Here is an 11936-nt window from a genome sequence, read left to right on the forward strand (position 1 = left end):
CCGGTGAGAATCCTCATCCTCGGCTCGGGCGCGCGCGAGCACGCCATCATCCTCGCGCTCCTCGAAGAGGAGGCCGGACACGAGATCATCGCCGCACCGGGCAACGCCGGCATCGCGGCATCCGCGACCTCGTCGGCGCGCGGCAGCGTCACGACGATCGCCCTCGACCCGACGGACCCGTCCATCGTCACCTCGTACGCGCTCGACAACGACATCGACCTCGTCGTCGTCGGCCCCGAGGCGCCGCTCGTCGCCGGCGTCGCCGACGCGCTGCGCCGCCGCGGCGTGCCCGTCTTCGGGCCCGGCAAGGCGGCCGCCGCGCTCGAGGGGTCCAAGACCTTCGCCAAGCGCATCATGCAGGAGGCGAACGTGCCCACCGGCCGGGCCCGGCTCGCCGAGACGCTCGCCGACGTCGAGGCCACGCTCGACGAGTACGGAGCCCCCTTCGTCGTCAAGGCCGACGGGCTGGCCGCCGGCAAGGGCGTCCTCGTCACCGAGGACCGCGACGCCGCCCTCGCGCACGCGGCGCACTACCTCCAGCAGGGCCCGGTGCTCGTCGAGGAGTTCCTCGACGGCCAGGAGGTCTCGCTGTTCCTCCTCTCCGACGGCACCGACGTGCTGCCGCTCTCGCCCGCGCAGGACTACAAGCGCCTCCGCGACGGCGACCAGGGCCCGAACACGGGCGGCATGGGCGCGTACTCGCCGCTGCCGTGGCTCGACGCCGACTTCGGCAGCGAGCAGGCCTTCGTCGACGAGGTCATCGAGACGATCGCGCTGCCCACGATCAAGCAGCTCGCCGCCGAGCAGACCCCGTTCATCGGGCTGCTCTACGCGGGCCTCATCCTCACGACGCGCGGCATCCGCGTGATCGAGTTCAACGCGCGCTTCGGCGACCCCGAGACGCAGGTCGTGCTGCCCCGCCTCGAGACCCCGCTGTCGGGGCTGCTCCTCGCGGCGGCGAGCGGCGAGCTCGGCGAGCTGCCGCGTCCGGTGTTCCGACCGGATGCCGCGGTCACGGTCGTGCTCGCGAGCGAGGGGTATCCCGAGGCGCCCGAGACCGGGCGCGTCATCGAGGGGCTCGACGCTGCGGCATCCGTGCCCGGCGTGCATCTCGCGCACGCGGCGACCGCGGTGGGCGCCGCCGTCGACGGGGCCTCCCCGCTCGTGGCGACCGGCGGCCGCGTGCTCAACGTCGTCGCGGTCGGCGACGACTTCGCCGACGCCCGTCGCCGCGCCTACGAGGCGCTCGGCCACCTCCGCCTCGAGGGCGGTCAGTACCGCACCGACATCGCGGCGCGCGTCGCCGAGTAGCGCGCCGCCCAGACGGAAGCACCCGATGTGCGCGTGAGTGCGCATCTCGCCGACCCGAACGGGCACTCTGCCGCCGATCGGGACCTCAGACGGGGCAGCGGGCCCCATTCATAGAATGGAACGCATGACCGACAGCGAGTACGCCGGCTGGACCCACGTCTACTCGGGCAAGGTGCGCGACCTCTACGTGCCCACCTCGACGATGACCGACGACGACACCTGGACGGGCGACCCGCTCGCCCTCTCGCCCGTCGTGCTCGTCGTCGCGAGCGACCGGGTGAGCGCGTTCGACCACGTGCTCGATCCGGCGATCCCCGGCAAGGGCGCCATGCTCACCGAGCTCACCCGCTGGTGGTTCGACCAGCTGCCCGAGGTGCCGAACCACCTCGCGCATCCGCTCGACGATCGGCTCGAGGCCCTCGGCCTGCCCGAGATCCCGGCGGAACTCGCCGACCGGGCGACGCTCTGCCGCACCCTCGACATGTTCCCGATCGAGTGCGTCGTGCGCGGATTCATCACCGGCGGCGGCTGGAAGGATTACCAGGCCACGGGCACCATCGGCGGCATCCCGCTGCCCGAGGGGCTCTCGAACGGCGACCGCCTGCCCGAGCCGATCTTCACCCCGGCGTGGAAGGCCCCGCTCGGCGAGCACGACGAGAACATCACCTACGAACGCGCCGCCGAGATCGTCGGCGAGACCGTCGCGTCGCAGCTTCGCGAACTGTCACTGCAGATCTTCACCAAGGCGCAGGCCATCGCCGAGGCGCGCGGACTCATCCTCGCCGACACGAAGTTCGAGTTCGGCGCCGACCGCGCGACCGGCATCATCACGCTCGGCGACGAGGTGCTCACGAGCGACTCGAGCCGGTACTGGGATGCCGCGGCCTACGCGAACGAGGCCACGCCCGAGCTGCGCATGGCGAGCTTCGACAAGCAGATCGTGCGCGACTGGCTCGCGGCGAACTGGGACCAGTCGGGCACGCCGCCCACGCTGCCGCACGAGATCGTCGAGCAGACCGCGGGCAAGTACCGCGAACTGCTCGACCGCCTCGGCGCCTGACCGCTACGAGGAGATCGCCTTCGCGATCTTGTCGCCGCCCTCCTGGATGGCCTTCTCGAGCTGCTCGAAGTCGTCGCGGTCGATGGCCTTGTCGAGCTTCTTGACCGCCTTGCCGAGTGCGGCGTCGATGCGATCGAGGTAGCGGTCGTCGATGACGGCGACGACGGCCGACGAGCCCTTGGGCAGGTACTCCTCGAGCTCGATGCCGAGCTTCTTCTCGTCGTGCTTGCGCGCGATGCGGCCCGAGATGGCGCCGACGCCCGCGCCGATGGCCGTCGAGGCGAGCAGGGGCGGGGCGAAGAGGCCGAGCACGAGGCCGGCGGCCCCGCCGATCCACGCCCCCGAGGCGACATGTCCGGTGCCGTGCTCGTCGACCTCGACGGCGCCGTCATCGCTGCGGCGCATCACGACCGACGACACGACCTCGAACTCGTCGGCCGCCTGCGCGCGCTTCATCGCCTGGTACTGATCGGTCGCGACGTTCGCGTCGTCGTAGGTCGCGACGTACAGCCGCAGGTTGTCCATACCCATGTGCGTTCCCCCTCGGATCGGGCTCCGGCGTCGTCGCCGGCAAGCCGTGCGCCTCCAGACTAGGGATGCCGCGGGGCGAGCTTCAAGGGCTGCGCTTCCGCGATCCGGGGAATGAATGCGGCCCAAACCGGGTTGGAGGGAGCGTGACGATCTCCTCCTCCCGCAGCGCGGGCCTGCTCGCCGCCGAGACCGGCATGGGCGCCGTGACCCTTCGCGTCGGCGACCTCGACGCGATGATCCGCTACTACCGGGACGCGGTGACCCTCGAGCTGCTGAGCCACGACGGCCCGGTCGCGGTGCTCGGCCGCGGCACGACGCCGATCGTGATCCTGGAGCATGCGCCGGAACTGAAGCACGCCTCCCCGCGCGACGCCGGCCTGTACCACACGGCGATCCTGTTCGACACGCGCGAGGCGCTCGCGACCGCGATCTACGCGGTCGCCTCGCGGCATCCGGGCAGTTTCACCGGCAGCGCCGACCACCTCGTGAGCGAGGCGTTCTACTTCACCGACCCCGAGGGCAACGGCGTCGAGCTCTACTTCGACCGCGACCGCTCGACGTGGAGCTGGGTGCACGGCAGCATCGAGATGGGCGCCGTGTACCTCGACCCGAACGCGTACCTGCGCGAGCACCTCGGACAGCGCGGTGCGGATGCCGCATCCGCGGGTCTCGGGCTCGGCGACGCGGTCGTCGGACACGTGCACCTGTCGGTGGGCGACGTCGCGAGCGCCCGCGAGTTCTACGTCGACCGGCTCGGATTCGAGACCACCGCCGCCATGGGCGACCAGGCGCTGTTCGTGTCGGCGGGCGGGTACCACCACCACATGGCGATGAACACGTGGAACAGCCGCGGCGCAGGTCGCCGCGGGCTCGCGCTCGGACTCGGCAAGGTCGAGATCCTGGTGCCCACGGCCGACGACCTCGGCGAGCTGGGCGAGCGGATGTCGCACTTCGGCGTCTCGACCCGCGACGACGGCCGCAGCCTCGCGTTCGACGACCCGTGGGCGAACCTCGTCGAGGTGCGCGCGGCCTCGTCGGTCGGGTAGCGAGGCGTCGCGCCGGTCGAGGAGCGCAGCGTCTCGTCGGTCGAGGAGCGCAGCGTCTCGCCGGTCGAGGAGCGCAGCGTCTCGAGACCGCACGGCTAGGCTGAGGGCGTGGCCGAACACGTGGAATCCGAAGCGGGCGTCGAGGGCAACACACGTCGCATCGAGGCATCCGTCGTCACCGATTTCAGCGATCGCATGAGCTACGGCGGGTACCTCGACCTGCCCACGCTGCTCAGCGCGCAGCGGCCCATCTCGCGGCCCGAGCACCACGACGAGCTGCTGTTCATCATCCAGCACCAGACGACCGAGCTGTGGCTCAAGCTCGTGCTGCACGAGCTCGAGACCGCCCGCGACCTGATGCGGGCCGACGAACTCGGCCGCGCGCTGAAGTGCGTGGCCCGCGTCAAGCACATCCAGAAGACGCTCACCGAGCAGTGGTCGGTGCTCGCGACGCTCACGCCCGCCGAGTACGCGCAGTTCCGCGGGGTTCTCGGCAATGCCAGCGGGTTCCAGTCCTTCCAGTACCGGGCCGTCGAGTTCGTGCTCGGCAACAAGAACGCGAAGATGCTCGCCGTCTTCGAGGCCGACCCCGAGGCCACCGCCGTGCTCACGGCCGCCCTCGAGACGCCGAGCCTGTACGACGAGTTCCTGCGCCTGCTCGCCCGGGCCGGGTACCCGATCCCGGCGTCGGTGCTCGAGCGCGACGTCACGCAGGCCTGGACCTTCGCCCCCGAACTCGTGCCCGTGTTCGCCCAGATCTACGCGCACACCGACGAGCACTGGGCTGCCTACGAGACCTGCGAGGAGCTCGTCGACCTGGAGGACAACTTCCAGCTCTGGCGGTTCCGGCATCTGAAGACGGTCGAGCGCATCATCGGCAACAAGCGCGGCACCGGCGGGTCGAGCGGGGCGACGTTCCTGCAACGGGCGCTGGAGCTCACGTTCTTCCCCGAGCTGTACGCGGTGCGGACCGAGATCCCGGGCTGACGCATGCCGCACTCCGACCGCCCCCGCGACGTCCGCGTCGAGCTCGGCGCGAGCGCTCGCGCGGCGCGCCGGTCGCTGAACGGCGACCACCCGGGCGAAGCGGGCACGCGGCTCCCGCCCCTCGTCGACCACCACGTGCACCTCATGCTCACCGGCATCGACGCCCTGGCCGAGTCCGCGCTCGCGGGCGTCGTCGACCTCGGCGCCCCGCTCGACCTCGTCGCCGCCCTGCCGGCACGCGAGGAGTTCCCCCGCGTCGACTTCGCCGGGGCCTTCCTCACCGCGCCGGGCGGCTACCCGCTCGACCGTTCGTGGGCGGCCGACGGATGCGTGCGCGAGGTGCCCGCGACCACCGGCGACGGGCGCGGCTCGCTGCCGGGTCCCGCCGAGGCGGCGGTGGCCGAGCAGCTCGCGTTCGGGGCATCCGTCGTCAAGGTCGTGCTCAACAGCGTCGCCGGCCCCGTGCTCGACGATGCGACGCTCGCGGCGATCGTGCATGCCGCTCACGAGCGCGACCTGCCGGTCGTCGCCCACGTCGAGGGCGAGCGGATGACGCGGCTCGCCGTCGAGGCGGGCGTCGACGCCCTCGCCCACACGCCGTTCACGGAGCGCGTCGACGACGAGCTCATCGCCGATGCGGTCGCCCGGGGCCAACGCTGGATCAGCACCCTGTTCGTCGCCGGATACGGCGAGCGCACGCCCGAGGCCGAACAGGCCGTCGACAACCTCCGCCGGTTCCACGCCGCCGGCGGGCGCGTGCTCTACGGCACCGACCTCGGCAACGGCGACCAGCCGCTCGGCGTGAACCCGGTCGAGCTCGCACTGCTGGCGGAGGCGGGGCTCTCGGTATCCGACCTCATCGACGCCCTCACCGATCCGTGGCCGCGCGCCGCCCGTGCCGAAGGGGTCGCGACGTTCGTGCCCGGCGCATCGCCGGCCTCGCCCGACGACGTGCCGGCCTGGCTCGCGACGGCCGTGGTCGTGCCCGCCGAAGACCTGGAGGTCCTGTGACGCTCGACCCGCAACTCGCGTTCGCCCGCCGGATGGACCGCTCCGACGGGCTCGCCCACCACCGGGCGCGCTTCGAGGGAGCGGAGACCGACCTCGTCTACTTCGACGGCAACTCGCTCGGCCGGCCGCCGAAGTCGGCGATCGCGAGGGTCGAGGAGTTCCTGCGCGAGAGCTGGGGCGGCCGCCTCATCCGCGGCTGGGACGAGTCCTGGCTGCGGCTGCCGAACGAGATCGGCGACCGCATCGGCCGCGCGGTCATCGATGCGAAGGCCGGCCAGACGATCATCGGCGACTCCACGACCGTGCTGCTGTACAAGCTCGCCCGTGCGGCCGTCGACGCGCAGGTCGCCCGCGACCCCGCGCGCACCGAGATCGTCGTCGACACCGACAACTTCCCCACCGACCGCTACGTGCTCGACGGCATCGCCAAGGAGCGCGGCCTGACGCTGCGCTGGATCGAGGTGGACACCGCCGCGGGGGTGTCGCCCGAGCAGCTCGCCGCCGCCGTCGGACCGCAGACCGCGCTCGTCGTCGTGTCGCATGTGGCGTACCGATCGGCCTATCTGGCCGACGCCCCGCGGCTGACGCGCATCGCGCACGACGCGGGCGCGCTCATCCTCTGGGACCTCTGCCACTCGGCGGGCTCGGTGCCCGTCAAGGCCGACGAATGGGGGTTCGACCTCGCCGTCGGATGCACCTACAAGTACCTCAACGGCGGCCCGGGTTCGCCCGCCTTCGCCTACGTGCGCGAAGACCTGCAGGGCGTGCTCGAGCAGCCCATCCAGGGCTGGTGGGGCACGACCGACATGTTCCTCATGGGCCCCGAGTACCGGCCGGCGCCCGGCATGCAGCGCTTCATCAGCGGCACCGCGCCCGTCGTCGGCATGCTCGCGATGCAGGAGACCCTCGCGATGATCGAGGAGGCCGGCATGCCCGCGCTCCGCGCGAAGTCGATCGCCCTCACCGAGTTCGCGATCTCGCTCGCCGCCGACTGGCTCGCCCCGCTCGGGGTCGCGCTCGCCTCACCCGACGACCGCGAGCGACGCGGCGGCCACGTCACGTTCGTCCACCCCGAGATGCGCGAGGTCGTCGCCCGGCTCTGGCAGCAGGACGTGATTCCCGACTACCGCGACCCGGGCGGCATCCGCATCGGGCTCTCGCCGCTGTCGACGAGCTTCGAAGAGGTGCACCGCGGCATGGCCGCCACGCGCGACGTGCTCAAACAGGTGCTGCTCGAGCGCGCCGGGCTCGCCTGAGCGCGGCGCAGATATCACCCGGTTTCCCGCCTGACAACCCCATGCCCGCGATCGGGCGACCCCGACGGGCGCGTCGTAGCATGGCCGAACCGAAGGCGACGCTCGAGCCATCGAGACGTTCGCCCGTTCCAGACGACCCGGAGGTCAGCATGTCGGACACGAACCGCCCCACCTCGGACGCGACCGGAGCAGCGCGCGACACCGCGGAGAAGATGACGGATGCCGCCGTCCGAGCCGGCGACGAGGCCCGCGACGCCGCCACGGCCGCCGCGAAGAAGGTCGGCGATGCCGCGAAGGACGCCCGCGGTGCCGCGGACTCGGCCGTCGACGCCGCCAAGAACGCGGCATCCGACGCCATCGATGCCGCGAAGGACTCGGCCGAGGGCCTCGTCGACGGCGTCAAGTCCGCCGCCTCGCAGGTGAAGGAGGCCGGGTCCGACGCCTTCGACGCCGCCCAGGCCCAGGCGCAGCAGGCCTACACGGCCGGGCGCGACCTCTTCGACGACGGCACGGGCTACGTGAAGGCCAGGTACCGCGAGAACCCCGGACTCGTGATCGCCGTCGGCGCCGCGGCCGTGGTCGCCCTCGCGCTCGTCATCCGCGGCCTCGGCCGGCGCTGAGCCGAGGCCGAACGGACGAGGAGCGCCCCGGGCTGCGACATCCGTCGACGACGACCTGCAGGAAACGAGGTGGCATCCCCGCCCGACAGCGGGGATGCGGCCCAGTTTCCTGCAGGTCGAATCGCGAGGCTCAGTCGATCGCGCTGAGCGAGCCCGTCGTGGGTGCGCCCGCGGTGTCCTTCCAGGCCGCGGCGCCGGAGTGCTCGCCCCAGGCGACGGTCTGCTTCGGCTTGGCGAAGAACAGCACGAGGATCGCCGCGACCGCGAACGCGACCACGGGGAGCCAGAGCGCTTGGCTCATGGCATCCGTGAAGCCCTCGGCGATCTGCGGGGGCAGCGCCTGTCCGCTGCCGCTCGCCTGCTGCGAGGCGTCGGAGTCGTACCCGGGCAGGTTGACCTCGAGCCGGGCGTTGAGCAGCGCGGTGATCGCGGCGGCGCCGAAGACCGAGCCGACCTGGCGGGTCATGTTGTAGACGCCCGAACCCGCGCCGGCCTGGGCGGGCGGCAGGTTGCGGGTGGCCGTCGAGGCGAGCGGCGCCCAGATGCCCGAGGTGCCGAGGCCGAGGAACGCGGCCGGAATGAGGAGCACCCACAGGTCGACGTCGGGCGAGATGAGCAGCGTCATCGCCGCGAGCGCGGCCGCGGTGATGAGGAACCCGGCGAACGCGATCCACTTCGGGTCGACGCGGTCGGTGAGCCGGCCGATGACGGGGGCCATGACGCCGGCGACGACCGCCATGGGCGCGAGCATGAGGGCGGACTGCGTGGGCTCGAGGCCTCGCGCGATCTGGAAGTAGAAGGTGAGCGGCAGCGGCATGGCCACCATCGCGAGGCCCACGAGGGTGATGCCGCCGTTCGCGAGCGAGAAGTTGCGGTCGCGGAAGAGGCTGAGCGGCAGGAGCGGCTCCTTGCGGTTGAACCGCTGCCAGACGACGAACGCCACGAGCACCACGAGCCCGGTGACGATGAGGCCCCACACGGTGATCGGCCCCGTGATCGTGCCCCAGTCGTAGGTCTCGCCCTCCTGGATGCCGAAGATCACGAGGAACATGCCGGCCGCGCTCAGCACGACGCCGAGCCAGTCGAACGAGTGCTCGTGGGTCTCGAGCTGCGGCACGAGACGCCAGGCGAGCACGAACGCGACGACGCCGACGGGCACGTTGACGATGAAGATCCACTCCCAGCCGAGGCTGTCGACGAGCACGCCGCCGAGGATCGGGCCGACGAGCGTCGCGATGCCGGCCACGGCACCCCAGAGCCCCATCGCCTTGCCGCGCTGGTCGGGCGGGAAGATGCGGGTGATGACGGCCATCGTCTGCGGCGTCATGAGCGCGGCGCCGAGGCCCTGCACGACCCGCGCGACGATGAGCATGCCGATGTCGCCTGAGAGTCCGCACCAGAGCGACGCCAGCGTGAAGATCACGAGCCCCACGAGGTAGACGTTCTTGGGGCCGAACCGGTCGCCCATGCGACCGGTGATCAGCAACGGCACCGCGTAGGCGAGCAGGTAGGCGCTGGTCACCCAGAGCACGGAGGTGAGGTCGGCGTCGAGCCCCCGCATGATGGCGGGGTTCGCGACGGAGACGATGGTCGAGTCGACCAGGATCATGAAGAACCCGACGACCAGGGCCCAGAGGGCCGGCCAGGGGCGGATTTCGCGTTGCATGGGAGGGGCTCCTTCAGCGCACCGCGTGAGGTGCGGGCGGTTCGGCGTATTCGGCCGGCGGCGAGTGCCGGGCGGCGGGGTCAGGCGGCGGGGTCAGGCGGGTTCGGGCGACGAGGTCGGGCGACGGCGTCAGGCGACGGGATGCGGGCCGTGCGGCGACGACCAGTCGAGCGCGCCCGTGGTCAGGTCGTCGATGGTCGCGAGTACCCAGTCGAGCTCGGCGAGGACCATCGCCCGCGAGTAGTGCTTGTTGAGCACGAAACGCGTCGGGACGCCCTTCGCGTCGACACGGGCGAGCCCGGCGTCGAGCGAGGCGACGGTCGCCCGGAGCTGCTCGGCACGTTCGCCGAGCAGCTCGACGACCCGATCGCGCGGCAGGTTGTGCGCCTCGCCGACGGCGAGCGGGAACTCGGGGTACTCGTTGACGTGGTCGGGAAGCATGGACGCGATGGTCTCGAGGAAGGCCGCACGGCCCTGCTCGGTGATCGCGTAGACCGTGCGCTCGGGCCGGTTGCCCTCGCGCTCGGTCGCGTGCTCGACGATGAGCCCGTCGGCGGCGAGTCGCTCGACGGCCCGGTAGAGCGAGCCGGCGCTCACCCTGACGACGTGGTCCTCGCGTCGCTGCAGCATGAGCTGGTACATCTCGTACGGATGCATGGGCTGCTCGACGAGCACGGCGAGCGCCGCGACGGCGAGCGGATTCAGGCGCGGCATCCGGTCTCCTTCCGTCGGCGCGGCAACTATTCCGCGTGGAATAATACGCTCGGAACTCGGAGGTCGCAACCTCCGCGCCGACCCGACCCCCGGGCCCCGCGGCATCCGCCCGACGACCGCCGCGACCGGGTGGCCGCGCACACGCGCCCGCCCCGGTAGAATCGAGGCATCCACACCCTCGACACCGGACGGAGAACCGCGGTGCCCACCATCGTCGTCGACGTGATGCCCAAGGCCGAACTGCTCGACCCCCAGGGGAAGGCCGTCGCCGGCGCCCTCTCCCGCACCGGCCACGCCGCCATCAGCTCCGTGCGCATCGGCAAGCGCTTCGAACTCACCGTCGACGGCCCCGTCGACGACGAGCTGCGCGCGAGCGTGCAGCAGATCGCCGACGAGATCCTCTCGAACTCGGTCATCGAAGACGTCGTGAACATCGACTTCGGCGACGCCGAGCCGGCCGCCGACGCGAGTACCGAGGCCTGATCGCATGCGCATCGGCGTCATCACCTTCCCCGGATCGCTCGACGACCGCGACGCGCAGCGCGCGGTGCGCCTCGCCGGCGGCGAACCCGTCGCCCTGTGGCACGGCTCGCACGACCTCGAGGGCGTCGACGCGCTGATCCTGCCCGGCGGGTTCAGCTACGGCGACTACCTGCGCTGCGGCGCCATCGCCTCGCTCTCGCCGATCATGACCGAGGTCGTCGACGCCGCGAACTCGGGCATGCCCGTGCTCGGCATCTGCAACGGCTTCCAGATGCTCACCGAGGCGCACCTGCTCGAGGGCGGCCTGATCCGCAACGACCACGGTTCGTTCATCTGCCGCGACCAGGTGCTCACGGTCGAGAACGCCGCGACCGCCTGGACGTCCGACTTCGAGGCCGGCCAGCAGATCACCATCCCGCTGAAGAACGGCGAGGGCGGATTCATCGCCGACGCCGACACCCTCGACCGCCTCGAGGGCGAGGGCCGCGTCGCGTTCCGCTACGTCGACGTGAACCCCAACGGCTCGATGCGCGACATCGCCGGCATCACGAACGCCCGCGGCAACGTCGTCGGCCTCATGCCGCACCCCGAGCACGCCGTCGAGCCCGGCTTCGGCCCCGATACCGCCGCGGCCATGCGCTCCGGCGTCGACGGCCTCGGCTTCTTCACGAGCGTCATCCGCAGCGCCCTCGTCGAGGCCTGATCGGCAGATCGTCGCCTCGCGGCGCGCTCGCGGCCGCCTGATGGCGCGCTGATGGCCGGGTGATACCCGGCGCACAGGTTGCGGCACGAACATGGGCGGCGCCCACGGGAGCGTCTCGCGGGCCGCGCAGGAGGACGCACCATGACCGCAACGACCCCGTACCCGGCCCACGAGCAGACGGCGACCCCGCCGCATCCGCCCGGTTCGGTCCATGAGACGCCCGATCGGACGGCGGAGACCCCGTGGTATCGGCGACTCTGGGTGCTCATCGCGGGCGCCGCGCTGCTCGTGCTCCTGTCGTTCGCGGGCGGCTTCGCCGTCGGTTCCGCGGGCTCCCTCCTGGGCGCGGTGACCGACACGCAGGGCGGGCCGGGACCACTCGAAGGCGGCCCCGGCCAGTTCCCGGGCGACGGCCAGCCGCCGCAGGGCGGGCCCGGAGAGCGCGGACCCGGCATGCCCCCAGGCGAGCAGGGCGACCAGTCGGCCGACCAGCCCGGCACCGCGGACGGCACGAACTCCTGACCCGAGCGGATGCCTCGCCGCGGGCG

13 protein-coding genes are annotated in these 11936 nt (G+C 72.0%); 10 read left to right on the top strand and 3 right to left on the bottom strand.

The window, feature by feature from the left end; all coding sequences use genetic code 11:
* Nucleotides 1–3: 3 nt before the first annotated feature.
* Both purD and GQQ92_RS05325 read left to right on the top strand, forming a co-directional pair.
* The gene (gene purD / locus GQQ92_RS05320) at nucleotides 4–1311 is read left to right on the top strand and encodes a phosphoribosylamine--glycine ligase (RefSeq protein ID WP_156998216.1); all 1308 of its coding nucleotides are present in this window, start codon (nucleotides 4–6) and stop codon (nucleotides 1309–1311) included.
* A 124-nt stretch (nucleotides 1312–1435) separates the two neighbouring features.
* Nucleotides 1436–2371, top strand: a complete 936-nt coding sequence (locus GQQ92_RS05325) for a phosphoribosylaminoimidazolesuccinocarboxamide synthase (protein WP_156998217.1) — start codon at nucleotides 1436–1438, stop codon at nucleotides 2369–2371.
* 3 nt (nucleotides 2372–2374) lie between these two features.
* On the opposite strand, the gene GQQ92_RS05330 is transcribed toward GQQ92_RS05325, so the two are convergent.
* Nucleotides 2375–2902 (bottom strand): DUF1269 domain-containing protein, encoded by a 528-nt coding sequence (locus GQQ92_RS05330; protein ID WP_156998218.1) that lies wholly within the window; start codon nucleotides 2900–2902, stop codon nucleotides 2375–2377.
* A 194-nt stretch (nucleotides 2903–3096) separates the two neighbouring features.
* Here GQQ92_RS05330 and GQQ92_RS05335 point away from each other — a divergent pair, with 194 nt between their 5' ends.
* From GQQ92_RS05335 to GQQ92_RS05355, 5 genes are all read left to right on the top strand, one after another.
* Nucleotides 3097–3948, top strand: coding sequence for a VOC family protein (locus GQQ92_RS05335; protein WP_156998783.1), 852 nt, complete (start codon nucleotides 3097–3099; stop codon nucleotides 3946–3948).
* A 108-nt stretch (nucleotides 3949–4056) separates the two neighbouring features.
* Nucleotides 4057–4935: a tryptophan 2,3-dioxygenase gene (gene kynA, locus GQQ92_RS05340; RefSeq protein WP_269149152.1), complete on the top strand. Its 879-nt coding sequence runs from the start codon at nucleotides 4057–4059 to the stop codon at nucleotides 4933–4935.
* Between the two features lie 3 nt (nucleotides 4936–4938).
* Nucleotides 4939–5946: an amidohydrolase family protein gene (locus GQQ92_RS05345; protein ID WP_156998219.1), complete on the top strand. Its 1008-nt coding sequence runs from the start codon at nucleotides 4939–4941 to the stop codon at nucleotides 5944–5946.
* A gap of 32 nt (nucleotides 5947–5978) precedes the next feature.
* Nucleotides 5979–7202, top strand: coding sequence for a kynureninase (locus GQQ92_RS05350; RefSeq protein WP_156998785.1), 1224 nt, complete (start codon nucleotides 5979–5981; stop codon nucleotides 7200–7202).
* A 149-nt stretch (nucleotides 7203–7351) separates the two neighbouring features.
* On the top strand, nucleotides 7352–7822 hold the full coding sequence (locus GQQ92_RS05355; protein ID WP_156998220.1) for a hypothetical protein: 471 nt from the start codon (nucleotides 7352–7354) through the stop codon (nucleotides 7820–7822).
* 130 nt (nucleotides 7823–7952) lie between these two features.
* On the opposite strand, the gene GQQ92_RS05360 is transcribed toward GQQ92_RS05355, so the two are convergent.
* Complete coding sequence (locus GQQ92_RS05360) at nucleotides 7953–9488, bottom strand: DHA2 family efflux MFS transporter permease subunit (RefSeq protein WP_156998221.1); 1536 nt, start codon at nucleotides 9486–9488, stop codon at nucleotides 7953–7955.
* Nucleotides 9489–9617: 129 nt separating this feature from the next.
* The gene (locus GQQ92_RS05365) at nucleotides 9618–10202 is read right to left on the bottom strand and encodes a PadR family transcriptional regulator (RefSeq protein WP_156998222.1); all 585 of its coding nucleotides are present in this window, start codon (nucleotides 10200–10202) and stop codon (nucleotides 9618–9620) included.
* A gap of 201 nt (nucleotides 10203–10403) precedes the next feature.
* Between GQQ92_RS05365 and purS the strand changes: the two genes are divergently transcribed.
* The 3 genes from purS to GQQ92_RS05380 all read left to right on the top strand — a co-directional run bounded on the left by purS (nucleotide 10404) and on the right by GQQ92_RS05380 (nucleotide 11910).
* A complete protein-coding gene (gene purS / locus GQQ92_RS05370; protein WP_197738104.1) occupies nucleotides 10404–10685 on the top strand; it encodes a phosphoribosylformylglycinamidine synthase subunit PurS in 282 nt (93 codons plus the stop codon).
* Nucleotides 10686–10689: 4 nt separating this feature from the next.
* Entirely contained in the window at nucleotides 10690–11388 is a 699-nt protein-coding gene (gene purQ, locus GQQ92_RS05375; RefSeq protein WP_156998223.1) for a phosphoribosylformylglycinamidine synthase subunit PurQ, read from the top strand.
* 141 nt (nucleotides 11389–11529) lie between these two features.
* The gene (locus GQQ92_RS05380) at nucleotides 11530–11910 is read left to right on the top strand and encodes a hypothetical protein (protein WP_156998224.1); all 381 of its coding nucleotides are present in this window, start codon (nucleotides 11530–11532) and stop codon (nucleotides 11908–11910) included.
* Nucleotides 11911–11936 lie beyond the last annotated feature (26 nt).

This window comes from Agromyces terreus (assembly GCF_009749465.1).
Classification (GTDB): domain Bacteria; phylum Actinomycetota; class Actinomycetes; order Actinomycetales; family Microbacteriaceae; genus Agromyces; species Agromyces terreus.

Bases quoted from the DNA above. Each gene is read 5' to 3' on its own strand.
- GQQ92_RS05325 (WP_156998217.1), top strand. From the start codon at position 1,436: ATGACCGACAGCGAGTACGCCGGCTGGACCCACGTCTACTCGGGCAAG.
- GQQ92_RS05330 (WP_156998218.1), bottom strand. From the start codon at position 2,902: ATGGGTATGGACAACCTGCGGCTGTACGTCGCGACCTACGACGACGCG.
- GQQ92_RS05335 (WP_156998783.1), top strand. From the start codon at position 3,097: ATGGGCGCCGTGACCCTTCGCGTCGGCGACCTCGACGCGATGATCCGC.
- GQQ92_RS05345 (WP_156998219.1), top strand. From the start codon at position 4,939: ATGCCGCACTCCGACCGCCCCCGCGACGTCCGCGTCGAGCTCGGCGCG.
- GQQ92_RS05350 (WP_156998785.1), top strand. From the start codon at position 5,979: ATGGACCGCTCCGACGGGCTCGCCCACCACCGGGCGCGCTTCGAGGGA.
- GQQ92_RS05355 (WP_156998220.1), top strand. From the start codon at position 7,352: ATGTCGGACACGAACCGCCCCACCTCGGACGCGACCGGAGCAGCGCGC.
- GQQ92_RS05360 (WP_156998221.1), bottom strand. From the start codon at position 9,488: ATGCAACGCGAAATCCGCCCCTGGCCGGCCCTCTGGGCCCTGGTCGTC.
- GQQ92_RS05365 (WP_156998222.1), bottom strand. From the start codon at position 10,202: ATGCCGCGCCTGAATCCGCTCGCCGTCGCGGCGCTCGCCGTGCTCGTC.
- purQ (WP_156998223.1), top strand. From the start codon at position 10,690: ATGCGCATCGGCGTCATCACCTTCCCCGGATCGCTCGACGACCGCGAC.
- GQQ92_RS05380 (WP_156998224.1), top strand. From the start codon at position 11,530: ATGACCGCAACGACCCCGTACCCGGCCCACGAGCAGACGGCGACCCCG.